Genomic DNA, 21,895 nt, shown 5'->3' on the forward strand with positions numbered 1-21,895 from the left:
TTATTTCCCCTTCCAGTTGGGCTTGCGCTTCTCGGCAAAGGCAGCTGCGCCTTCGCGCGCATCTTCACTCATGAATACTTGCGGCAGCAGCTTGGCTTGCTTTTCCCAGCGCTCGTCAGGCCCCCAGCCGCGCGATTCGACGATAACCTGCTTCGAAACCTTCACCGCGAGCGGTCCGTTGGCGTTGATCGCTTCCGCAAGTTCCATCGCGCCCTCCAGTGCAGGGCCGTCGGTGACGCGGTTAATCAGCCCAATCGCATGAGCCCGTGCAGCGTCGATAAAGTCGCCCGTCAAGGCCAGTTCCATCGCGACTTTCTGCGGCACCAGGTCCGGTAGCATCATCAGGCCGCCAGCACCTGCTGCAAGCCCTCGCTTGGCTTCGGGAATTCCGAATTTGGCTCCGCTATTGGCTACAACCAGGTCGCAAGCGATCATCAGTTCAAGTCCGCCTGCCAGCGCATAGCCGTCGACCGCAGCGATAAGAGGCTTTTTCGGCGGTGCTTCTACCAATCCGCCAAATCCGCGCCCTTCAACCGTGGGGCGTTCGCCGCGCAGGAAGCCCTTGAGGTCCATGCCCGAACAGAAGGTGCCACCTGCGCCTGTAATGATGCCGACACGCAAATTGTCATCGGAATCGAGCCTGTCGAGCGCCGCCGCAATGCCTTCGGCGGCAGCCTTGTTCATAGCGTTCTTGGCCTCAGGCCGGTTGATGGTGATGATCAGTATGCCATCACGCTCTTCTGTCAGAAGCTCTTCGCTCATGCGCCGTCTCTCTCCAATATAGCAGGTGTTGCGTCTCGATTTGCGACTTATATAACTAGGTGGAACAGCATGTCCACGGGAAGCCCGTGGCCCCATCAAAAGGAATAAATCGATGGCTGAAGCCTACATCATCGACGCGGTCCGCACTCCTCGCGGAATTGGCAAGCAGGGCAAGGGCGCGCTGGCGGCAGAACATCCGCAGCATCTCGCGGCAACCGTCCTCAAGGCGATCAAGGATCGCAACCACTTGGATACTTCCACCGTCGATGACGTGATCTGGTCGGTCTCGACCCAGGATGGCTTGCAGGCAGGCGACATGGGACGCATGGCCTCGCTCGACGCGGGCTATGACATCACTTCCAGCGGCACGACGCTGGACCGTTTCTGCGGCGGCGGAATCACTTCGGTGAACCTGGCGGCGGCGCAGGTGATAAGCGGCATGGAGAACTGCATCGTTGCGGGCGGCACCGAAATGATGAGCCTTACCGCGCAGATGGCGAAGGAGAAGATGCAGGCCGGCCTAAAGCCGCCGATGATGGGCAGCTACAACGAGCGCCTGCAGAAGGTTCATCCGCAAAGCCACCAGGGCATTTGCGGCGATGCGATCGCCAGCATGGAAGGGTTCACTCGCGAAGAGCTAGACGAAGTCGGCTACCGCAGCCAGCAGCGCGCCGCCGAAGCCATTGCGGCCGGACGCTTCGACAAGTCGATCGTGCCCGTCGTGGACGATGAAGGCAACGTCCTGCTCGACCATGACGAATATCCGCGTCCGCAAACGACGATGGAAGGCCTGGCGCAGCTCGAACCCGCATTCACCAAGATTGCCGATGCCCCGCTCGACGCAAAGGGCACAACCTTCCGCAAGCTGGTAAACCAGAAGTATCCCGATCTCGAAATCAAGAACTTCCACCATGCGGGCAACTCGTCCGGCGTGGTCGACGGGGCGGCCGCCGTGCTGGTGACCAGCGCGGATTACGGCCGCAAGCACGGGCTCAAGCCGCGTGCACGGATCGTTGCCACCGCCAATATGGGCGATGATCCCACGCTGATGCTCAACGCGCCGGTGCCTGCGGCGAAGAAGGTGCTGGCCAAGGCGGGACTGTCGATTGATGACATCGACCTGTTCGAAATCAACGAGGCCTTCGCGGTCGTCGCCGCAAAGTTCGTGCGCGATCTCGGGCTCAGCTGGGATAAGGTCAACGTCAATGGCGGCTCGATTGCGCTCGGCCATCCGATCGGGGCGACCGGCTCGATCCTGATTGGTACGATTATCGACGAGCTTGAACGGCGCGGCGGGCGCTATGGCCTTGTGACCATGTGCGCCGCAGGCGGCATGGCACCGGCCATCATCGTCGAGCGGGTCGACGACTACGTCGACTGAGGCTCGGTACATGATCGCGGACAACACGCCCGTCATTATCGGGGTCGGGCAGTATTCCGAACGTCCTCAAGACGAGGGCTATGAGGCGCTGTCCCATATGGATCTCGGCGGACGGGCGCTCGCGGCTGCGATTGCGGACAGCGACGCGAGCGGCGACCTGGCGGGTTCGATCGACACGCTTGTGGCGATCCGCCAGTTCGAGATGTCTCGCCCGGGTGCGGAGCGACCCTTCGGCGGTGCGGACAATGTTCCGCGTGCCTATGCCAAGCGTGTGGGAGCAAACCCGCGCTGTGCGATCCTTTCGACCACCGGCGGGCAAACCAACCAGCAAATGCTGGGCGAGTTTGCCGCGGAAATCGCCGCTGGCGAAAGCCAATGCGCCGCGATCGTCGGGTCGGAAGCGATCTCGACCGTACTGGCTCTGTCTGCAAAGGGCATAAAGCCGGATTGGTCCGAAGAAGTGGGCGGCAGCATCGAGGATCGGGGCTTCGGCCTCGATGGGCTGCTCGAACCGGGACTGATGGCACATGGGGCAGCGGGGGCTATCCCGCTTTATGCGCTGTGCGAGAACCGCCGCCGCGCCAATCTGGGGCTATCGCTCGAGCAGTATCGCCTGAAGATTGGCGAACTCTTTGCGCCATTCAGCCGGGTTGCAGCGGCCAACCCGCATTCCGCCGCGCCGGTCGAGCGCAGCGTGGAGGAGCTTGCCGCGGTCACCGATCGCAACCGCATCGTGGCCGAACCCTACACTCGCATGACGGTGGCGCGCGACCAGGTGAACCAGGCTGCTGCGATCATCGTCGCCAGCGCGAAGCTGGCGCGCGAACTCGGCGTTCCGGAAGACAAATGGGTGCATATTCATGCCGTCTCGGCCGCGACCGAACTTGACCTGACGCAGCGGCCAGATCTTAGCCGCAGCCCCGCGTCGATCGCCTCGCTCGAGGCGGCGCTGGCGCGTGCAGGCAAGGGCATGAGCGACATGTCCTACCTCGACTTCTACTCATGCTTCGCCATCCCGGTATTCAACGCGATCGACCATTTCGGTATCGCGATCGACGATCCGCGCGGGCTGACGCTGACCGGCGGACTGCCTTTCTTTGGCGGCGCGGGCAATAACTACTCAGCCCATGCGATGTGCGAAGCGGTTTACCGTGTGCGCAAGGATCGCGGTTCGTTCGCGCTGGTGGGCGCGAACGGCGGGTGGATGAGCAAATATTCGACCGGCGTTTATTCGACGACCCCGGCAGATTGGTCGGCAAACGATCGCTTCGCCAAATTGGCAAAGGCTGACGATGCCGTGCCTCGCCACGAGGGGGCTTTCGACAGTGCTGTCGTCGAGACTTACACCATCAACCACGGCAAGAATGGCAGTGCGGCGATCTTTGTCGGCCGCAACCAAGCCGGTGAACGGGTTTGCGGGAACGTAGACCTTTCGCACGAGCCAACGCGCGCTCTGTTCGAAGGCGGAGAGCCCTTCGAGGCAAGGCTTGCGGTGACCCAGGACGAACGCGGGCGCAATATCGGCCGCGTCGCCTGAACCGGCGGAACCATGGCAGAACTGGCGCGCTTTTGACAAACGGCGCTCTTTGCGGTATTTAGTTTCAAACGAAACTATCCTGATTCTGTCAGAGGAATGGCATGACCAAGCACCCGACCGACCTGTTCGACAATCCCGCTGGCCTCGACGGCTTCGAATTCGTCGAATTCTGCGCTCCGGAAAAGGGCGTTCTGGAGCCCGTGTTCCAGGCGATGGGCTTCACCCATGTGGCCACCCACCGTTCGAAGGACGTCCATTTGTGGCGCCAGGGCCAGATCAACCTGATCGCCAATTACGAACCGCGCAGCGCGGCATGGTTCTTTGCGCGCGAGCACGGCGCCTCGGCTTGCGGCATGGCGTTCCGCGTGCGCGACGCGCGCAAGGCTTATGCGCACCTGCTTGAGAAGGGCGCCGAGCCGGTCCAGGTCCAGACTGGCCCTATGGAACTGCACATCCCCGCAATCCGCGGTATCGGCGGCGCGATCCTTTATCTGGTCGATCGCTATCCCGATGCCGCAGGTGAAGGCCTGTCGATCTACGACATCGATTTCGAATATTTGCCGGGCGTCGAGAAATTCCCGGTCGGCGCGGGCTTCCAGCTGATCGATCACCTCACCCACAACGTCTACACCGGTCGCATGAAATACTGGGCGGATTATTACGAGACGCTGTTCAACTTCCGCGAAATCCGCTTCTTCGACATCAAGGGCGAGTACACCGGCCTCACCTCCAAGGCTCTGACCGCGCCTGACGGCAAGATCCGCATCCCGCTCAATGAAGAGGGCGAAGGCGGCAAGGGCCAGATCGAGGAATTCCTGCGTGAATTCAACGGCGAGGGGATCCAGCACATCGCGCTGATCTGTGACGATCTGGTCAAGTGCTGGGACAATCTCAAGTCGCTTGGCGTGCCCTTCATGACCGCGCCGCCCGGAACCTATTACGAAATGCTCGACGACCGCCTGCCCGGCCATGGTGAGCCGGTCGACCAGCTCAAGATGCGCGGCATCCTGCTCGATGGCACCACGGAAGGCGGCCTGCCGCGCCTGCTGCTGCAAATCTTTGCCGAGGCGCAGGTCGGCCCGGTGTTCTTCGAATTCATCCAGCGCAAAGGCGACGACGGCTTCGGCGAAGGCAATTTCAAGGCGCTGTTCGAAAGTATGGAGCGCGACCAGATCCGCCGCGGCGTGCTGGAAATCGAAGCGAAGGAACCGGCCGAATGAGCGCGATCAAGCCTGCGGGCATCCACCACGCCGCCTATCGCTGCAAGGACGCGAAGGAGACGGTCGAATGGTATGGCAAGGTGCTGGGGATGGAATACACCACGGCCTTTGCCGAGGACCACGTGCCGTCAACCGGCGCCTATGACCCCTACATGCATGTCTTCCTCGATGCGGGGAACGGCAATGTGCTCGCCTTTTTCGAGCTGCCCAACCAGCCCGACATGGGGCGCGACGAGAATACGCCGCAGTGGGTCCAGCACCTCGCCTTTCGGGTCGCATCGGAAGAGGAATTGCTGGCTGCCAAGGCGCATATCGAAGGGCTGGGGATTGATGTGCTCGGCCCGACCCACCACGGCATCTTCAAGTCGATCTATTTCTTCGATCCCAACGGCCACCGGGTCGAGCTGGCGGCGGATATCGGCACGCAAGAGCAGTATGACGAGCTGAAGCGCGTCGCTCCTCTAATGCTCGACGAATGGAGCCAGACGAAGAAGGCGCCGCAGCATGCGGCCTGGCTGCACGAAATCGCGCGCAAGGAACACGGGGTCGGCTGACCCCGATCCGTTCCAGATCAGACAGCAGAACTGAAGCGGCGCTGCGAATCCTGTCGATAGGGATCGAAGAGCGCGGCGATGCTGCGCGAATAGGGCAGGCCGTCCGGCTTGATCCTGAGCCATTCGTCGTCGACCGTGGCCAGCCCGCGCGCAATGAACGGCTGCAGTGCGGCCCGCGCTTCGCCCATGAGCCGCGCGCCGAGCCGCGCTTCTCCATCGCATAGCAGCCGCTCTATCACGGCACCGCGATAGCGGTCGTCGGCCGATCGCCTGATGCCGTGCGCCACCGGAAGGCGGTCTTGCGAGAGCAGCATGCGGTAGCGACCGTTGTTCTTCTCCGTCTGTGCCAGCAGTTCGGGAAAGCTGCTGATCGCCGACGCGCCCAGTCCGATCAGGACTGAAGAACTGTAATCCGTGAAGCCCTGGAAGTTCCGCCGCAGCTTGCCGGTGGCTGCTGCAATGGCCAGCGGATCTCTACCTGCACGTGCGAAATGGTCAAACCCGACCGAGGCATAGCCGCGTGCGGTCAGGTAGTCGAAGCCGCGCGCGGCCATGTCGAAGCGTGCTGCCGTACCAGGCAAATCATCCGCCGGTATCGCCCTTTGGCGAGGGATGATGTGCGGTACATGGGCGTATCCGAACAGCGCGATCCGGTCTGCGCCCAGCGCCAGGCTACGCTCCAGCGTGTCCTCGAGATCCTCCCACACCTGCCCGGGGAGGCCATACATGAGGTCGAAATTGAGCGAAGTCACGCCTGCCTGCCGCAGCCAGCCAACCGTTCGCTCGATCATCTCGGGCGGCTGGACGCGTCCGATGGCCTCCTGCGCCTTTGGCGAGAAGGTCTGCACACCCAGGCTGGCGCGAGTGATGCCGGAACTGCCGATCACTTCGGCCCAGTCTTCGGTCATCGCGCGCGGATCGACCTCGATCGAGATTTCGGGGCTGGCGAGCCGAAAATGTACGGTCAGGCAGCTGAGCAGGCGCGCAAAGTCGAGCGGACTGATCGCATTGGGGCTGCCGCCGCCGAATGACAGGCGCTTGATCGTTACACCCCGTGGCAAGTGATCCGCCAGCAAGGCGGCTTCGCGGTGCAAGGCATCGAGATAGGTTTCGAGCCGCTGCCGGCGTCCTGCTGCGGCAGTGTTGCACCCGCAGTAGAAGCAGATCTTCTCGCAAAATGGGATGTGAACGTAGAGAGAGACCTCTCCCTCGACACGCTCAAGCGCTTCGATGAAGGCATGCCCGGAGATTGGCCCGAATTCGGCCGCAGTCGGAAAGCTGGTGTATCGCGGTACCGGTGTTGCCAGCAGGTCAGGGTGATAAGGCCACATGCGAGCCTGATGCCGCTGTGGACGCTTCAGGTCATTGCGATCGGTCAAATTGCTTTCGGCAGCTGCCCGCATGACACGCCGTGAGCGGGCAGGGCTCGGGCAGCGGTGCGGGTTCGTCGCCAAGCGGGATCGTGATGGTGCCGCCAGTGCAGAGCCGCGCAGTGATGGCCGGGCCATCGGCTTGCGCGGGCGGCGCGGGCAGCGATGCCGCGACCAGCGCCAGTGCAGCCAGGCGCGCGATCAGCACTGTCCATCCTCTTCGTCATCGTCGATCAGGATGCGCTGCGCCGCTCCGTCGAGGTCTTCGAACTGGCCGTCGCGCATCGCCCAGAAGAACATCGCGAGCCCAATCGCGCCCATGCCGAGCGCCAATGGGATCAGCAGGATCAACCCGTTCATTTCGCCGCTCCTGCCAGGCGCAGCGAATTGCCGACCACGATCACGGAACTGATCGACATGGCGATCGCCGCGATCAGGGGGGTGACAAGCCCGGCCAGAGCCAGCGGTACGGCAAGGACGTTATAGCCGATTGCAAGCACGAAATTCTGCCGCACGACCCGCATTGTCGCCTTGGCCACCTGCACCGCCTTGGCGACCGGAATCAACCGCTCGCCAATGAAGACCGCATCGGCCGCTTGCTGGCTGGCGTCGCTCGCGGTGCCCGGCGCGATGGCGGCATGTGCAGCGGCGAGGGCAGGGCCGTCATTGAGCCCGTCACCCACCATTAGCGGATGGCACCCTTGCGACTTGAGCCCGTTGAGCAGGTCGAGCTTGTCCGCCGGAGACAATCCTGCCGAGCTGGCTAGGCCGAACTTCTTTCCGACAGCCTCGACAGCATCCTTGCGGTCGCCCGACAGGAGTTCGGTTTCGAGCCCCAGTGCCTCCAGCTCGTGCAAGGTTTCCGCAATGTCCTCACGCAGAGGATCGGCGAAATGGATCAGTTGGCGCCGGTCTCCGATGCGAATTTCGCTCATCGGATGTTCCGACGTCTCGGATGCGCGGGCGAGCGCTACCGGCGTCGTGCCGGACATTGCGAAAATGCCTTCACCCGGGCGCTCGGTCACATCGGTGAGAGAGGCGGGGATGACGCCCTGCGCGAGCAGTGCCTTCGCCAGCCCCTTGCTCAAGGGATGGCGGCTGTTCTGCGCGAGGCCGAGGGCAATCGGCTTTGCTTCATCGTCCAAGGTGCTCAGGTCGGGGCGCGGTTCGCCCAGCGTCAGTGTGCCGGTCTTGTCGAAGCGCACGCAATCGACCTCTGCCAAGCGTTCGAGCGCGGTCCCGTCCTTCACCAGCAGGCCCTGCTTGATCAGCGTGTTGCTGGCGACGACTTGCGCTGCCGGTACCGCCAAGCCCAGCGCGCAAGGGCAGGTGATGATCAAAACCGCGATCGCGATCAGCAGCGACTGGTGCCAGCCGACGCCTGCCAGCATCCAGCCAATGAAGGCGAGCAGTGCCAGCGTGTGCACTGCAGGCGCATAGGTGCGCGATGCGCGGTCGGCGATGCGGACATAGCGGCTGCGCGACTGGCCGGCCTCGTCCATCAGCCGCGCGATCTCGGCGATCCTGGTATCGTTCGCCACTGCAGTTGCGCGTACCCGGATCGGCGCCATCACGTTGATTGTCCCGGCGTGAACCTCGGCACCCAACCCAACCGGCTCGAGCCGGCTTTCACCGGTCAGCATCGAATTGTCGATCGCGCTCGATCCGTCGATCACTTCGCCATCCGCTGCCAGCGCTTCACCCGCCGCGACCAGCATCACCATGCCCGGGCGGATATCTTCCGCCGATACCCGGCTGGTACTGCCATCTTCGGCCAGCACCGTCGCGCTCTTGCCCATGCGTCCCAGCAGGGAATCGATCCCCGCGCGTGTCCGGCCGCGCATCATCGCGTCGAGCGCGCGCCCGCACAGCAGGAAGAACAGCAGCATGACTGCACTGTCGAAATAGGCATGCACACCGCCGGTGGCGGTCTCGTAGAAGCTCAGCGCAGTCGCGAGCAGCACACCGATCGAGATCGGCACGTCCATATTGGTGCGGCCATGGCGCAGCGCCATCCAGGCGGAAGCAAAGAAGGGCCTGCCGGAATAGGCGATCACCGGGATAGCGATAATTGCGGAGAGCCAGTGAAACAGCTGCTTGGTTACGCCGCCAGCGCCGGACCATACGCTGACCGACAGAAGCATGACGTTCATCATGCCGAAGCCGGCCACAGCGGTCGCGCGCAGCAGCATTCGGCGGTCTGCGTCGTCACGCCCCAGCGGATTGTCCTCAAGGCGCTGCACTTCGAAACCGAGGGCCTCGATCGCTTCTATCAGCTGTTCTTCGGCCAGATCGGGATCATGGCGGAGGGCGACCCGCTTCGCGGAGAAGTTCACGCGCGCCTCTGCGATGCCTTCCACCTTCGGGAGCTCGCGTTCGAGCTTGGCAATGCACCCCGCGCAGCGCATTCCGGGCACCGTAAAGCGGCTGTCGACAAGTTCGCCCCTGTCGGCCTCAGGAAAGGAGTGCGGCGCGTTCACGGCAATTGCTGTTCCTCGCGCCAGGCTTGCCCGGCGGCGTCGATTTCGAGCCGGACGATCCAGCGACCGGGATGCAGCGGCTCGGGCGAGTTGAAGTCAGTCGGGTTTACCTGCTGCAGTTCGATTTCGGTCGGCTCCAATTCGCCAAGCGGGCGGCGCAGGAAGGCGCGGACCTTGGCGTCTTCCGGAACTCCTGCCGTTTCGACCAGCAGGCGTCCGTCTTTCCCGCGCGTCGCCTGGGCTTCCCAACCCAGTGCGCGCTGCCGTTCGGCTTCGTGCAGCCAGCCATTGAACTTCTGGCTCGCGACATAGGTATTGTCGACGATCAGCCCGCCGAAGCCGCTGGTCGCAAGCCCCGCCATGAAGAAATTTACCGCCATGACGATTCCGAAGCCGGTGACCATCACGGCCAGCATGTGGCGACCGGTAAATTCGCCTTGGGTTGATTTCCTGGCCATCATTCGCCTCCGGGCGCGTTGAACAGCGTTTCGGAGCTGTCCTGCTCGGCCTGTTCATCGCGCGAGGTGAGGACAAAGGAGAAGTTCTGGCGAGCCGTTCCCGAAGGCGCCGCAACATAGGCGCGCACGGTGCGCGTCTGGTCCGGCCCCACTTCCAGCACATGGCTGCGCGCCGCATCGGTCTGCGCAATCGTGTCGGTCCAGAGCACCGCGCCGGGAAGACCATCAAGCGCGATTTCCATGTCGCGCGGTCGGCTTTCCATATTGCGCAGCTTGAGCGTGTAGGCATTGCGCACCGATCCATCGCGCAGCAGCATGAACGGCGGGTTGCGATCCGGCGATACGGTCAAGTCGGTATGGTTGCGCACGCCCAATGCGAACAGCAGGGCGATGCCGATGCCGCCCCAGATGCCGGAATAGATGAGCGTGCGGGGATGCATCAGCGCCTTCCAGGCCGAACGCGGTGGTTCGCCGGCCCGTTCGGCCTCGCAATCTTCCAGCGTGGCGTAATCGATCAGGCCGCGCGGGCGGCCGATATCCTTCATCACCCGGTCGCAGGCGTCGATGCATAGCGCGCAAGTGATACAGTCGATCTGCGGCCCTTCGCGGATATCGATGCCCGTGGGGCAAACCGCCACGCATTGCAGGCAGTCGATGCAGTCGCCATAGGCTCCAGGCTTCTTTTCTGCCTTTTTCACGCTACCGCGCGGTTCACCGCGCCAGTCCTTGTAGGTAACGATCAGCGACTTCTCATCGAGCATTGCGGTCTGGATGCGAGGCCAGGGGCACATATAGATGCAGACCTGTTCGCGCATGAAACCGCCCAGCGTGAAGGTGGTCGCGGTCAGCACGCCGACCGTTGCGTAGGCGACCGGGGCTGCCTGAAGCGTGAAGAATTCGCGGAACAGGGTAGGCGCGTCGGCGAAATAGAGAATCCATGCGCCGCCGGTGGCAAATGCGATCGCGAGATAGATCAACCATTTGAACAGCCGGCGCGCGAGCTTGGACGCGGTCCAAGGCGCCTTGTCCAGCCGCGCGCGCGCATTCCTATCGCCGTCCACCAGTCGGTCGACATGCTGGAACAAATCGGTCCACACGGTTTGCGGGCAGGCATAGCCGCACCAAGCCCGTCCCACGGCGCTAGTGACGAGGAACAGGCCGATACCGGCCATGATCAGCAGCCCGGCGACGAAATAGAATTCGTGCGGCCAGATCTCGATTCCGAACATGTAGAAACGGCGGTTGGCGAGATCGACCAGCACGGCCTGGTCCGGGGCATAGGGTCCACGGTCCCAGCGGATCCATGGCGTGACGTAGTAGATCGCCAAGGTCACCAGCATCACGAACCACTTGAAGCGACGGAACGGCCCGTTGATCCGCTGGTTGTGGACGGTCTGGTGCTTCTCGTAGAGCGGTTCGGGAGCGGGTGGCGGAGCGGGTTTGCGTCCCGCCGCCTTTGGCGCTCCCGCTCCGGTCACAGCCTTTTCCCAGCGCTGGCCAGCGCCGGGATTGGCAGGTTGGTCGTCAGGGTTGTTCATCGCCCTCTGCCGCGGGCCCAGCCGCAGCCTCCGGTGTCGCCTCGCCGCCGCCCAGCGAATGGACGTAGGCAGCCAACATCTTGATCGTAACCGGATCGAGGCGACCTTGCCAGGCCGGCATCACGCCATGGCGCGGGTTCAGGACCTGCGAACGAATTTCCGAGGCGGTGCTGCCATAGAGCCAGATCGCGTCATTGAGCGCAGGTGCGCCAAAGGCACGGTCGCCGCCGCCATCCGGGCCATGGCAGGCCAGGCAATTGTCCGCGTAGAGTTGTGCCCCGGCTGCATTCGACTGGCCTTGCCCGCTGAGCGAGAGGACATGCCCGACAAGGCCGTTGACCTGCGCGTCGCTGAACATTCCCGCAAAAGCAGGCATCAGGCTCGTATGGGTCTGTTGGTCGCCTTCCCAGCGGATGCCATGGCGGATGGTGAACTCAATCGTTTCCAGATCGCCGCCCCATAGCCAATCGTCATCGTTGAGGTTGGGGTAGCCAGCCGATCCGGCTGCGCCCGAGCCGTGACACTGCACGCAATTGACCTTGAAGGCGGCCGCGCCACCGGCAGCAGCTTGCCGCAGCAGTTCGGGGTTAGCGGCCAGCTCAGCAGTCGGGATCGCTGCGATCTGCGCGCGAACGGCGCTGCGATCTTCCTCTGCCTTGGCAAGTTCGTCGGCCAGCTGTCCCCGGCTGGTCCAGCCGATCATGCCTTCGGTAGCCTGGCTCAGCATCGGCCAGGCTGGATAGGCTACCGAATAGGCGACCGCCCACGCGACCGTCGCGTAGAAAGTCCACAGCCACCAGCGCGGCAGCGGAGTGTTGAGCTCTTCGATGCCGTCCCATTCGTGGCCGACGAATTCGGTGCCGGTTGGCTCATCGATGCGGTTCGGCGTGTTCGGATCATTCGCCATCGTCATGGTCCTTCAGGATCGAGTGGGCGGCTTCATCGTTGCGGTGTTTCGCTCCCGGGCGGAACAGCCATGCGCACAGCACCAGGAACAGGACCATCATGGTCAGCAGGCCATAGCTGTCGGCAAAATGGCGCCAGGTGTTGTAGTCGCTCATCGGCCTTTCTCCTCGGCCAGTTCCTGCTGCGCAGCGGCGCTGTTCACATCGACCAGCGTTCCGAGCATTTGGAGATAGGCGACCAGCGCATCCATTTCGGTGACGCGCGTGGGATCGCCGTCGAAGTCGCGGATTTGCGCCTTGGGATAGCGTGTCGCCAAGTCACCCGGATCGGCATCGGGATCGGCCTGCGCGATCATGTCCGAAGCTGCCTTTTCGATGTCCGTTTCCGAGTACGGGACGCCGACGCGGCTGAGTGCGGTCAGCATGGCCGACGGATCGGCGACCTTGAGCGTATTCTCCGCCAGGAAGCCGTACTGCGGCATCACGCTTTCCGGCACCACGCTTTGCGGGTCGGTAAGGTGCTGGACGTGCCAGGAGTCCGAATAACGCCCGCCGACACGCGCCAGGTCCGGACCGGTGCGCTTCGAACCCCATTGGAAGGGGTGGTCGTACATGCTTTCCGCAGCAAGGCTGTAGAAGCCGTAGCGCTCAACCTCGTCACGGAACGGGCGGATCATCTGGCTATGGCAGACATAACAGCCTTCGCGGATGTAGATGTCGCGCCCGGCCTGTTCCAGCGGGGTGTAGGGACGCACGCCCTCGACCTTCTCGATCGTATTGTCGAGGTAGAATAGGGGTGTGATCTGCACCAGCCCGCCGATCGCGACCGTCACCAGAGTGGCGACTGCCATCAGAGTGACGTTTCGCTCCAGCTTCTGGTGGCGCGTCGAGACTTGTTCGTTCTTATTGCTCATGGATCGCGCTCCTATTCAGCCGGAACTGCGTTAACAGGACGGTCGGCGTTCTCGTCATGCGGCGTCACCGCCATCGGTGCTTCGTCGCGGACCTTGCCGAGCAGCGTCATCCAGACATTGTAGACGAGCACTGCAGCACCGGCGAAGTAGAGCAGGCCGCCGAAGACGCGCAGGCTGTACATCGGCTTCAGCGCTGCAACCGTGTCGGCAAAGCTGTTCACCAGATAGCCGTCAGCGCCGTATTCGCGCCACATCAGGCCCTGGGTGATGCCCGCCACCCACATGCTGGCCGCGTAGAACACGATGCCTGCGCTCGCGAGCCAGAAGTGCCAGTTGATCATTCGCAGCGAATACATCCGTTCACGCTGCCACAGCCGCGGGACGAGGAAGTAGATGCAGGCGAAGGTGATCATGCCGTTCCAACCCAGCGCGCCGGAATGGACATGGCCGATGGTCCAGTCGGTATAGTGCGACAGGCTGTTAACGGCCTTGATGCTCATCATCGGGCCTTCGAACGTGCTCATGCCGTAGAAGGCCAGCGCCATCACCATCATGCGGATGATCGGATCGGTGCGAACCTTGTCCCACGCGCCGTTGAGCGTCATCAGGCCGTTGATCATGCCACCCCAGCTGGGCATCCACAGCATGATCGAGAACACCATGCCGAGCGTCTGCGCCCAGTCGGGCAGGGCGGTGTAGTGCAAGTGGTGCGGACCGGCCCAGATGTAGAGGAAGATCAGGCTCCAGAAGTGGATGATCGACAGCCGATAGGAATAGACCGGCCGCTGCGCCTGCTTGGGCACGAAGTAATACATCATCGCCAGGAAGCCGGCGGTGAGGAAGAAGCCCACGGCGTTGTGGCCGTACCACCACTGAGTCAGGGCATCCTGTACCCCGGCAAAGGCGCTGTAGCTGCGCGAGCCCAGAAGGCTGACCGGCATCGCCAGATTGTTGACGATGTGCAGCATGGCGATGGTGATGATGAAGGCAAGGTAGAACCAGTTCGCCACATAGATGTGCGGCTCATGGCGCTTCACGATCGTGCCGACGAAGACGATGAAATAGGCCACCCAGACCAGCGTCAACCACAGGTCGACATACCATTCGGGTTCGGCATATTCCTTCGACTGGGTCACCCCGAGTAGGTACCCGGTCGCCGCCAGCACGATGAACAGCTGGTAGCCCCAGAACACGAAACGGGCGAGCGAGGGGAAGGCCAGCGTGGCGCGGCAGGTGCGCTGCACGACATAGAAACTCGTCGCGATCAGGGCGTTGCCGCCGAAGGCGAAGATCACCGCCGACGTATGCAGCGGACGTAAGCGCCCGAAATTGAACCAGGGTTCGAGGTTGAGCTGCGGGAAGACCAGCTGCAGCGCGATGAATACGCCGACCAGGAAACCGGCCATGCCCCAGAATATGGTCGCGATGACGCCCCAGCGGATCGTGTCATCGTCATAGCGCGACGGCCCTTCCGGCATGCGGAAGATGCTCTGCGCCTTCGCCAGCGGATCGTATTGCCTTGCGGTCACCACGATCAGGATGAAGGCGACGATCGCGACGATCGTCATGTGAACGGCAAATGCCGCGTCCTTGGCCCCCACAATCGCAGCGATCGCGGCTAGCAGGACGACGGACCAGATGCCGATACGGCCTAGTACAGCTTGCATTGGTTCAACCCCCGTTACTCACCCGACCATAGTCGGTGACGCTAGGTCTTTGTTTGATATTGCGCAATTTTCAGGATCGACTTTCTGCGCTGCGACCTGGCCTGCTCGCACTGCGAGCCCTTCCAGATCATGCAGCCAGACAAGCGAACGGCCCGAAGTCGCGATCATGTGACTGTCGCGCAGTTCGGTGAACTGGCGGCTGACGGTTTCAATCGTCAGCCCAAGGCTGTTGCCGATATCGCGGCGCGACATGGGCAGGTCGATCCGTATGTCGGTGCCGTCGGGAATGCCGATGCGCTCGGCCATCGCCAGCAGGAAGTCCGCGATGCGTTCTTGCGCGGCCTTGCGACCGAGCCGGATGGCCTTGTTGCGACTGCGCTGCAGCGCCAGCAGGGCCCGGGTGAGCATGGTGCGCAAGACCTCAGGTTCTCCCTCGGCAGCATCGAGGAACGCATTGGTAGGAAACGTAATTGCGCGACAATCGTCAAGCGCGACCAGTTGCAGCCGGTCACCGGGCCGGTGGGGAACATGGACCATGTCCCCTGTAAAATGGAATGCGAGCACTTGCTCGCTACCGTCGGGCAACTGGACCACCAGCTTTGTCGCGCCATCGGCCAGGAACACAAGTTGGTCGGTGCGTGAGTCGAGCACAATTTCGTGGCCGCGAGTCGCGCGGCGGAATTCGCCCATCTCGGAAAGACGAGACGGAAGGTCGCGCGATTGGCTGCGCGACAAAATCGACCGGCGAAACCTCTCGAAGGATGAAATTGGCACGGGCACTCCGCTCAGGTGACTTGAGCGTTTGTGCTTCAATACGGGCGATCAGTCTTTGATCAGGATCAATGAATGAAGCTTGCCGGTGGAACTATTGGTTCGCCCAAGCTGCAAAAATCCTGGGCCGCAAGGGGTGGCCGCTGCAGCTGAGGAATATGACAGATGAAGATCCTACTGATTGCTTCCACCGCCGCGCTGGCAGTGCTGTCCAGCCCCGCCATGGCGCAGGACGATCGCACGGGCGACATCCAGGTCAAGCTGCTCGGCACTGCAGTACTGCCTGACGGCAAGATCACTGACGTAAAGGTCGATCCGGGCCTTCCCAGCGGCACCCAGACCGCGGCCAATGACAATGTCGTGCCAACTGTCGCGATCGAATATTTCTTCACGAACAATTTCTCGGTCGAAACCATCTGCTGCATGACGCAGCACGATGTCGACGGCACGACCGGGCTGCCGGGCGCAGAGCTTGTCTCGAACGCGCGGGTCATTCCGGCGACCTTCACCGCCAAGTATCATTTCGATGCCGGCGGTGCGAAGCCCTATGTCGGGGCCGGGGCAACCTACTTCCTGTGGGTGAGCGACAAGCCCGGCGCGGCCACTACGCCCGCTCCGTTCAATGTGACCGATACCGATCTTTCGAACGAGTTTGGCTTCGTCCTTCAGGCCGGCATCGACATTCCGCTGTCGGACAAGGGCTTTGGCCTGAGCCTCGACGCCAAGCGCTATTTCGTCGACACGACTGCTACCTGGCGTGCCGGCAGCACCACAGTAATCCAGACCGAGCACAAGCTCGATCCCTGGGTGCTGAGCGCGGGTGTGAGCTTCACGTTCTGACGCGAAGCGCCGTCACAATTATTCGGCACGATCCTCGAGCGCATAGCGGTCGAGGATCGTGACCGTCCTGCGCGAGGGCAGGTCGATCAGCCCTTGCGATTTCATGCGCGTCATCTGCCGGCTGACCGTTTCGATCGTCAGTCCCAGGACATCGGCGATCTGCTGGCGAGAGAGTTGCAGGTCGAAGGTGACGCGATCTTCCTCGCCCGTATCGCTGTCTCCGGCGCGATCGGCGACCTGCAACAGGAAGCTGGCGATCTTCTGCTCGGCATTCATGCGCCCCAGCAGGAGCATCCATTTGCGCGTACGGTCGAGTTCCGACAACGTTCGTTCCAGCAGCTTGTGCTCGAGGCGCGGGTGTTCGCGCGCGAAACGGTCGAAGTCGCGGCGCTCGAACACGCAGACTTGCGCCTCCGTCAGGGCTTCGACGCCATATGGGGTCGAGCCGCCGAAGGGCCGACCGAGGAAATCCGACGGGTAGGCGATACCGAGAATCTGCTCGCGCCCATCCGAAGTCTGGCTTGAAAGCTTCAACAGCCCGTCGATCACATTCGCGACCAGAACGGCTTCGTCGCCTTCCCAGATCAACTGTTCGCCTGCGCGCAGCTTGCGCTGGCGACCGATGCCGTTGAGCGCATTCAACTCGTCACGGGTCAGATCCGAGCAGATCGCCCGGTTGCGCACCGTGCAGGTATCGCAGAAGTTCGAGGGCGCAGCGCTTTTCAACACATCCATAGGGGTCCCATAACCCAGTCTTGCGATTGATCAAACAGCTTGCCCTTTTCCGCGCGTCTTGCGATGCAAGCTCTCCATGCAACCGCTCTGATCGCTCTGTTCCTTATCGCGGCCACGATCGCGATTCACTACGAGGTTTTGAGAGTAACCTCGCTGCGGCTTACTCATCTCCGCATCCCCGGGCGCATGCGGATCATCATCATCCTTACGGCGGCACTCGCATCGCACCTGCTGCATGTGCTGCTCTATGCGATCACCTTCCTGTTCCTCGAGGATATTGGAGGTTTCGGGACCATCGACGGTGACAGGGGCCACAATCTCGAAGACGCATTCTATTTCTCGATCACCAGCTATACCACGCTCGGGATCGGCGACCTCGTTCCCACCGGCGAACTTCGGGTGATCAGCGGAACGGAAGCGCTCAACGGACTGGTGATGGTCGGCTGGACGGCTTCGATGACCTATCTCTACATGGAAAAGTTCTGGCATCTCGACGGCTGGAACAATTCGCGCAAGCACAAGAAAAAGTAGGCAAGCCGCGCGCAAGCGCCCTTCCAGTGAATCTGGTCCCCCTGACACTTCTGCAGCGTGCATTTCGGCAACGCGGCGAGCCAAGGCATGGACCTGCCGCGCGCGACTGGTAAGGAAGGCGGCAAGAGTCGAAGGAGGCAATGTGAGCAACTATCCCGAACTTCACCTGCTGGTTGAAGGCGAGCAAATCGGCACAGCGAGCCGCGAAACTATCGATGTGCTCGACCCTGCGACGGGCGAGCCGATCGCCGCGCTTCCCAAGGCAACCGCTGCCGATCTCGATGCCTCGCTCGAAGCGGCAGCGAACGGCTTCCGGCGCTGGCGCGCCACCTCGGCCGACGAGCGCGAGGCTGTGTTGCGCAAAGGCGCGGCACTGATCCGCGAACGCGCATCGGTGATCGGTGCGGCAATCACGCGCGAACAGGGAAAACCGTTCAAGGAAGCGGTGGGCGAGACGATCTATTGCGCCATGCTGTTGGAATTCTACGCGGGCGAATGCAAGCGGCTCTATGGCCGCACGCTGGTGCGCCCCGATGGCCAGCGCGTCGAGGTACGGCATGAGCCGGTTGGCCCCGTGGCAGGCTTTTCGGCATGGAATTTCCCCGCGCTGAACGTAATGCGCAAGGTTGGCGGCCCGCTTGTTGCCGGCTGCCCGGTTATCGTCAAGCCGTCGGAAGAGACACCTGCTGGCGGACTCGGCATCGTCCAGGCACTGCTCGACGCAGGCGTTCCGGGCGATGTACTGCAATGCGTGTTCGGCGTCCCCGACGAGATCAGCCGCCACCTTCTGGCGAGCCCGATCATCCGCAAGGTCACTTTCACCGGCTCGACCGCGGTGGGCAAACACCTCGCCAAGCTCGCAGCAGAAGACATGAAGCGCACCACGATGGAACTGGGCGGGCACGGCCCGGTGCTGATCTTCAACGATGCCGACGTCGACAAGGCACTCGATACCATGGCGGGCAACAAATACCGCAATGCCGGGCAGGTCTGCGTCAGCCCGACGCGCTTCCTGGTAGAGGAGGACGTGTTCGAGCGTTTCCGTGACGGCTTCATTGAGCGCGCGAAGGCGGTGAAGGTCGGTAACGGGATGGATGCGGACACGCAAATGGGGCCGATGGCGAGCCAGCGCGGCCTGGACGGCATTCAGGCCAAGCTTGCCGATGCGCTCGACAAGGGCGCCAAGCTGGGCGCAGGCGGCAACCGCATCGGCAACCAGGGATTCTTCCACGAGCCGACCGTGCTGAGCGAAGTGCCGTTGGATGCGACGATCATGAACGAAGAGCCGTTCGGCCCGATCGCGCTTATCAATCCCATGAAGGGCGAAGCGGCCATGCTCGAGGAAGCCAACCGCCTGCCCTATGGCCTTGCCGCCTATGCCTGGACGCAGGACGCCAAGCGCCGCATGCGGCTCGCGAACGAAATCGAGGCAGGCATGATCGCGATCAACAGCGGCACGGTGAGCGCGGCCGACGCGCCGTTCGGCGGGATCAAATGGTCGGGCTATGGTCTCGAGGATGGCGCAGAGGGCGTCACCGCCTGCATGGTCTCGAAGACCGTCCACGAAACCGCGTGAGGGAGCCGACATATGAAGACCCGCGCCGCCGTTGCTTTCGAAGCCAAGAAGCCGCTCGAAATCGTCGAAGTCGAGCTTGAGGGGCCGAAGCAGGACGAAGTCCTGATAGAGATCATGGCGACCGGCATCTGCCACACCGATGCCTATACGCTCGACGGGTTCGACAGCGAAGGCATCTTCCCTTCTATTCTTGGCCATGAAGGCGCGGGTATCGTGCGCGAGGTCGGGCCCGGTGTAACTTCTGTGAAGCCCGACGATCATGTGATCCCGCTCTACACGCCCGAATGCCGCCAGTGTAAATCGTGCCTCAGCGGCAAGACCAATCTGTGCACCGCGATACGCACGACGCAGGGCAAGGGGCTGATGCCCGACGGCACGAGCCGTTTCAGCTACAAGGGCGAGACGATCTTCCATTACATGGGCTGTTCGACCTTCTCGAACTTCACCGTGCTGCCGGAAATCGCGGTCGCGAAGATCCGCGAGGACGCGCCGTTCCAGACCAGCTGTTATATCGGCTGCGGTGTCACCACCGGCGTGGGCGCGGTGGTCAACACGGCCAAGGTGCAGGTTGGCGACAATGTCGTGGTGTTCGGCCTGGGCGGGATCGGTCTCAACGTGATCCAGGGTGCCAAGCTGGCGGGGGCAGGCAAGATCATCGGCATCGATATCAACCCCGACCGTGAGGAATGGGGCCGCAAATTCGGCATGACGGAATTCCTCAACACCAAGGGCATGAGCCGCGACGACATCATCGCCAAGCTGCTGCTGATGATCGATGGCGGGGCGGACTTCAGCTTCGACTGCACGGGCAACACCGAAGTGATGCGCACCGCGCTCGAATGTTGCCACCGCGGCTGGGGGACCAGTGTGATCATCGGCGTTGCCGAAGCGGGCAAGGAGATCAGCACGCGCCCGTTCCAGCTGGTGACGGGCCGCAATTGGCGCGGCACCGCCTTTGGCGGGGCGAAGGGCCGCACCGATGTGCCCAAGATCGTCGATTGGTATATGGACGGCAAGATCCAGATCGATCCGATGATCACTCACGTGCTGACGCTGGAAGAGATCAACAAGGGCTTCGACCTGATGCATGCCGGCGAAAGCATCCGTAGCGTGGTGGTCTACTGATACCTGCCATGACGAGCGAAGAGCGGCTCCATGCAGACCTTGTCGCGCTCGGCATTTTATATGAGCGGCATGAGCATATCGCCGTGTTCACCGTCGAGGAGAGCAGGCTGGTCGATGCCGATATTCCGGGTGCGCATACCAAGAACCTGTTCCTGAAGGATGTCGGTGGCGACTTCTGGCTGGTGACGGTGCCTGCCGAAGCGCGGGTGGACCTGAAGGCCCTGCCGCAAGCGATCGGCTGCAAGCGGGTGAGTTTCGGCAAGGCCGAGGATATGGAGCGGCTGATCGGCATTGCTCCCGGCTCGGTCACACCGCTCGCCATGATCAATGCCGCGCCGGGCAGCGTGACCGTGGTGATCGACGCGGGGTTGGCGGCGGCGGAACGGGTCAACGTCCATCCGCTGCGCAACACGGGCACGATCGGACTGCGCGGCGGCGATATACTGCGGGCGCTGGAATTCTGGGGGCACCGCCCGATGACGCCGCCGATCCCGACCAAACCGCCCGAATAACGCTCTAGGCCTGCACCACCTTCTGTTCGATCGCGCCGAAGATCGAATGGTTGTGGTCGTCGCGCATCTCGATCCGCACAGTATCGCCTGGATGCATGAAGCGCGTCTTGGGCGCACCGTCATAGATCGTCTCGATCATGCGGATTTCGGCGATACAGCTATAGCCCAGCCCGCCTTCGCTCACCGGCTTGCCCGGTCCGCCATCGGCACGCTTGTTGCTGATCGTGCCGGTGCCGATGATCGTGCCTGCGCAGAGATTGCGCGTCTTGGCGGCATGCGCGACCAGCTGCGCAAGGTTGAAGGTGGCATCGACCCCGGCATTGGCGCGGCCGAAGGGCTGGCCGTTGTAATCGACCATCAGGGGCAAGTGGATCAGGCAATCGGCCCATGCCTCGCCCAGCTCGTCAGGTGTGATCGCCACTGGCGAGAAGGCGCTGGCGGGCTTCGACTGGAAGAAGCCGAACCCCTTGGCCAGCTCGCCCGGGATCAGGCCGCGCAGCGAGACGTCGTTGACCAGCATCAACAGCTTGATGTGCCCGGCGGCTTCTTCAGCCGACACGCCCATCGGCACGTCATCGGTGATGCAGGCGACTTCGCCCTCCATGTCGCAGCCCCAGGCAATATCGCCCAGCGGGATATCCTCGCGCGGGGCGAGGAAGCTGTCGCTGCCGCCCTGGTACATCAGCGGATCGTGATAGAAGCTTTCGGGCACTTCGGAATCGCGCGCTTTGCGCACCAGCTCGACGTGGTTGATATAGGCGCTGCCATCGGCCCATTGGTAGGCGCGGGGGAGCGGCGACATCGCTTCGCGCTCGTGGAAGCGCTCGCAGGGAACCACCTCATGCTCGACATCGCGGGCCAGCACTTCGAGTTCGGGCGCGACCCGGTCCCAATTGTCGAGCGCCGCCTGAAGCGTGGGCGCGATATTGTCGGCGGCGCAATAGCGCGTCAGGTCCTTCGAAACGACGACCAGCTTTCCGTCACGTGTTCCGTCATTCAGAGTGGCTAGTTTCATGAAG

At 62.7% G+C, this 21,895-nt stretch carries 23 protein-coding genes; 9 read left to right on the forward strand and 14 right to left on the reverse strand.

Going from position 1 to position 21,895, the window contains the following annotated elements; genetic code table 11:
- A complete protein-coding gene (locus VRS74_RS05170) occupies positions 1–762 on the reverse strand; it encodes a crotonase/enoyl-CoA hydratase family protein (RefSeq protein WP_354144182.1) in 762 nt (253 codons plus the stop codon).
- Positions 763–874: 112 nt separating this feature from the next.
- Between VRS74_RS05170 and VRS74_RS05175 the strand changes: the two genes are divergently transcribed.
- The 4 genes from VRS74_RS05175 to VRS74_RS05190 all read left to right on the forward strand — a co-directional run bounded on the left by VRS74_RS05175 (position 875) and on the right by VRS74_RS05190 (position 5,454).
- Positions 875–2,143, forward strand: coding sequence for an acetyl-CoA C-acetyltransferase (locus VRS74_RS05175; protein ID WP_354144183.1), 1,269 nt, complete (start codon positions 875–877; stop codon positions 2,141–2,143).
- A 10-nt stretch (positions 2,144–2,153) separates the two neighbouring features.
- Positions 2,154–3,680 (forward strand): acetyl-CoA acetyltransferase, encoded by a 1,527-nt coding sequence (locus VRS74_RS05180; RefSeq protein WP_354144184.1) that lies wholly within the window; start codon positions 2,154–2,156, stop codon positions 3,678–3,680.
- Positions 3,681–3,781: 101 nt separating this feature from the next.
- Positions 3,782–4,900: a 4-hydroxyphenylpyruvate dioxygenase gene (gene hppD / locus VRS74_RS05185; RefSeq protein ID WP_354144185.1), complete on the forward strand. Its 1,119-nt coding sequence runs from the start codon at positions 3,782–3,784 to the stop codon at positions 4,898–4,900.
- A complete protein-coding gene (locus VRS74_RS05190; protein ID WP_354144186.1) occupies positions 4,897–5,454 on the forward strand; it encodes a VOC family protein in 558 nt (185 codons plus the stop codon). Before hppD ends, VRS74_RS05190 begins: the two co-directional genes overlap by 4 nt.
- A 17-nt stretch (positions 5,455–5,471) precedes the next feature.
- Here the strand turns inward: VRS74_RS05190 and hemN are convergent, their stop codons facing one another.
- From hemN to VRS74_RS05245, 11 genes are read right to left on the reverse strand one after another with little or no spacing between them, the layout of a single operon-like run.
- The gene (hemN, locus tag VRS74_RS05195; RefSeq protein ID WP_354144187.1) at positions 5,472–6,785 is read right to left on the reverse strand and encodes an oxygen-independent coproporphyrinogen III oxidase; all 1,314 of its coding nucleotides are present in this window, start codon (positions 6,783–6,785) and stop codon (positions 5,472–5,474) included.
- Between the two features lie 31 nt (positions 6,786–6,816).
- Positions 6,817–7,032 (reverse strand): hypothetical protein, encoded by a 216-nt coding sequence (locus VRS74_RS05200; RefSeq protein ID WP_354144188.1) that lies wholly within the window; start codon positions 7,030–7,032, stop codon positions 6,817–6,819.
- Positions 7,026–7,184, reverse strand: a complete 159-nt coding sequence (gene ccoS, locus VRS74_RS05205; RefSeq protein ID WP_354144189.1) for a cbb3-type cytochrome oxidase assembly protein CcoS — start codon at positions 7,182–7,184, stop codon at positions 7,026–7,028. The genes VRS74_RS05200 and ccoS overlap by 7 nt, the downstream gene beginning before the upstream one ends.
- Positions 7,181–9,304, reverse strand: a complete 2,124-nt coding sequence (locus VRS74_RS05210; RefSeq protein WP_354144190.1) for a heavy metal translocating P-type ATPase — start codon at positions 9,302–9,304, stop codon at positions 7,181–7,183. Before VRS74_RS05210 ends, ccoS begins: the two co-directional genes overlap by 4 nt.
- Complete coding sequence (locus VRS74_RS05215; RefSeq protein WP_354144191.1) at positions 9,301–9,762, reverse strand: FixH family protein; 462 nt, start codon at positions 9,760–9,762, stop codon at positions 9,301–9,303. The genes VRS74_RS05210 and VRS74_RS05215 overlap by 4 nt, the downstream gene beginning before the upstream one ends.
- Positions 9,762–11,300: a cytochrome c oxidase accessory protein CcoG gene (gene ccoG, locus VRS74_RS05220; protein WP_354144192.1), complete on the reverse strand. Its 1,539-nt coding sequence runs from the start codon at positions 11,298–11,300 to the stop codon at positions 9,762–9,764. Before ccoG ends, VRS74_RS05215 begins: the two co-directional genes overlap by 1 nt.
- Positions 11,287–12,207, reverse strand: a complete 921-nt coding sequence (gene ccoP / locus VRS74_RS05225; RefSeq protein ID WP_354144193.1) for a cytochrome-c oxidase, cbb3-type subunit III — start codon at positions 12,205–12,207, stop codon at positions 11,287–11,289. The genes ccoG and ccoP overlap by 14 nt, the downstream gene beginning before the upstream one ends.
- Positions 12,197–12,361, reverse strand: a complete 165-nt coding sequence (locus VRS74_RS05230) for a cbb3-type cytochrome oxidase subunit 3 (RefSeq protein WP_354144194.1) — start codon at positions 12,359–12,361, stop codon at positions 12,197–12,199. Before VRS74_RS05230 ends, ccoP begins: the two co-directional genes overlap by 11 nt.
- Positions 12,358–13,119, reverse strand: coding sequence for a cytochrome-c oxidase, cbb3-type subunit II (gene ccoO, locus VRS74_RS05235; RefSeq protein WP_354144195.1), 762 nt, complete (start codon positions 13,117–13,119; stop codon positions 12,358–12,360). The genes VRS74_RS05230 and ccoO overlap by 4 nt, the downstream gene beginning before the upstream one ends.
- 11 nt (positions 13,120–13,130) lie before the next feature.
- Positions 13,131–14,786 carry a cytochrome-c oxidase, cbb3-type subunit I gene (gene ccoN / locus VRS74_RS05240; protein ID WP_354144196.1) on the reverse strand — a complete coding sequence of 552 codons (1,656 nt, stop codon included), beginning with the start codon at positions 14,784–14,786 and terminating at the stop codon, positions 13,131–13,133.
- Positions 14,787–14,804: 18 nt separating this feature from the next.
- Positions 14,805–15,521 (reverse strand): helix-turn-helix domain-containing protein, encoded by a 717-nt coding sequence (locus VRS74_RS05245; RefSeq protein WP_354144197.1) that lies wholly within the window; start codon positions 15,519–15,521, stop codon positions 14,805–14,807.
- 201 nt (positions 15,522–15,722) lie between these two features.
- On the opposite strand from VRS74_RS05245, the gene VRS74_RS05250 reads away from it, so the two are divergent.
- A complete protein-coding gene (locus VRS74_RS05250; RefSeq protein ID WP_354144198.1) occupies positions 15,723–16,397 on the forward strand; it encodes an OmpW/AlkL family protein in 675 nt (224 codons plus the stop codon).
- An 18-nt stretch (positions 16,398–16,415) separates the two neighbouring features.
- Here the strand turns inward: VRS74_RS05250 and VRS74_RS05255 are convergent, their stop codons facing one another.
- Entirely contained in the window at positions 16,416–17,132 is a 717-nt protein-coding gene (locus tag VRS74_RS05255; RefSeq protein WP_435521374.1) for a Crp/Fnr family transcriptional regulator, read from the reverse strand.
- Positions 17,133–17,195: 63 nt separating this feature from the next.
- Between VRS74_RS05255 and VRS74_RS05260 the strand changes: the two genes are divergently transcribed.
- The 4 genes from VRS74_RS05260 (at position 17,196) to VRS74_RS05275 (ending at position 20,876) form a co-directional block, all read left to right on the forward strand.
- Positions 17,196–17,663 (forward strand): ion channel, encoded by a 468-nt coding sequence (locus VRS74_RS05260; RefSeq protein ID WP_354144200.1) that lies wholly within the window; start codon positions 17,196–17,198, stop codon positions 17,661–17,663.
- 142 nt (positions 17,664–17,805) lie between these two features.
- Entirely contained in the window at positions 17,806–19,239 is a 1,434-nt protein-coding gene (locus VRS74_RS05265) for an NAD-dependent succinate-semialdehyde dehydrogenase (RefSeq protein ID WP_354144201.1), read from the forward strand.
- A 12-nt stretch (positions 19,240–19,251) separates the two neighbouring features.
- Entirely contained in the window at positions 19,252–20,364 is a 1,113-nt protein-coding gene (locus tag VRS74_RS05270; RefSeq protein ID WP_354144202.1) for an S-(hydroxymethyl)glutathione dehydrogenase/class III alcohol dehydrogenase, read from the forward strand.
- A gap of 8 nt (positions 20,365–20,372) precedes the next feature.
- Entirely contained in the window at positions 20,373–20,876 is a 504-nt protein-coding gene (locus tag VRS74_RS05275; RefSeq protein WP_354144203.1) for a prolyl-tRNA synthetase associated domain-containing protein, read from the forward strand.
- Positions 20,877–20,880: 4 nt separating this feature from the next.
- Here the strand turns inward: VRS74_RS05275 and VRS74_RS05280 are convergent, their stop codons facing one another.
- A complete protein-coding gene (locus tag VRS74_RS05280; RefSeq protein ID WP_354144204.1) occupies positions 20,881–21,891 on the reverse strand; it encodes a fumarylacetoacetate hydrolase family protein in 1,011 nt (336 codons plus the stop codon).
- Between the last annotated feature and the right edge of the window lie 4 nt (positions 21,892–21,895).

Origin of the sequence: Altererythrobacter litoralis (genome assembly GCF_036324225.1) — a bacterium.
Classification (GTDB): Bacteria; Pseudomonadota; Alphaproteobacteria; order Sphingomonadales; family Sphingomonadaceae; genus Erythrobacter; species Erythrobacter litoralis_A.

Excerpts from the sequence above, each read along its gene's own strand:
- VRS74_RS05170 (WP_354144182.1), bottom strand. The coding sequence starts at position 762 with ATGAGCGAAGAGCTTCTGACAGAAGAGCGTGATGGCATACTGATCATC.
- VRS74_RS05175 (WP_354144183.1), top strand. The coding sequence starts at position 875 with ATGGCTGAAGCCTACATCATCGACGCGGTCCGCACTCCTCGCGGAATT.
- VRS74_RS05180 (WP_354144184.1), top strand. The coding sequence starts at position 2,154 with ATGATCGCGGACAACACGCCCGTCATTATCGGGGTCGGGCAGTATTCC.
- hppD (WP_354144185.1), top strand. The coding sequence starts at position 3,782 with ATGACCAAGCACCCGACCGACCTGTTCGACAATCCCGCTGGCCTCGAC.
- VRS74_RS05190 (WP_354144186.1), top strand. The coding sequence starts at position 4,897 with ATGAGCGCGATCAAGCCTGCGGGCATCCACCACGCCGCCTATCGCTGC.
- hemN (WP_354144187.1), bottom strand. The coding sequence starts at position 6,785 with ATGTGGCCTTATCACCCTGACCTGCTGGCAACACCGGTACCGCGATAC.
- ccoS (WP_354144189.1), bottom strand. The coding sequence starts at position 7,184 with ATGAACGGGTTGATCCTGCTGATCCCATTGGCGCTCGGCATGGGCGCG.
- VRS74_RS05215 (WP_354144191.1), bottom strand. The coding sequence starts at position 9,762 with ATGGCCAGGAAATCAACCCAAGGCGAATTTACCGGTCGCCACATGCTG.
- ccoG (WP_354144192.1), bottom strand. The coding sequence starts at position 11,300 with ATGAACAACCCTGACGACCAACCTGCCAATCCCGGCGCTGGCCAGCGC.
- ccoP (WP_354144193.1), bottom strand. The coding sequence starts at position 12,207 with ATGGCGAATGATCCGAACACGCCGAACCGCATCGATGAGCCAACCGGC.
- VRS74_RS05230 (WP_354144194.1), bottom strand. The coding sequence starts at position 12,361 with ATGAGCGACTACAACACCTGGCGCCATTTTGCCGACAGCTATGGCCTG.
- ccoO (WP_354144195.1), bottom strand. The coding sequence starts at position 13,119 with ATGAGCAATAAGAACGAACAAGTCTCGACGCGCCACCAGAAGCTGGAG.
- ccoN (WP_354144196.1), bottom strand. The coding sequence starts at position 14,786 with ATGCAAGCTGTACTAGGCCGTATCGGCATCTGGTCCGTCGTCCTGCTA.
- VRS74_RS05250 (WP_354144198.1), top strand. The coding sequence starts at position 15,723 with ATGAAGATCCTACTGATTGCTTCCACCGCCGCGCTGGCAGTGCTGTCC.
- VRS74_RS05255 (WP_435521374.1), bottom strand. The coding sequence starts at position 17,132 with ATGGATGTGTTGAAAAGCGCTGCGCCCTCGAACTTCTGCGATACCTGC.
- VRS74_RS05260 (WP_354144200.1), top strand. The coding sequence starts at position 17,196 with ATGCAAGCTCTCCATGCAACCGCTCTGATCGCTCTGTTCCTTATCGCG.
- VRS74_RS05270 (WP_354144202.1), top strand. The coding sequence starts at position 19,252 with ATGAAGACCCGCGCCGCCGTTGCTTTCGAAGCCAAGAAGCCGCTCGAA.
- VRS74_RS05275 (WP_354144203.1), top strand. The coding sequence starts at position 20,373 with ATGACGAGCGAAGAGCGGCTCCATGCAGACCTTGTCGCGCTCGGCATT.
- VRS74_RS05280 (WP_354144204.1), bottom strand. The coding sequence starts at position 21,891 with ATGAAACTAGCCACTCTGAATGACGGAACACGTGACGGAAAGCTGGTC.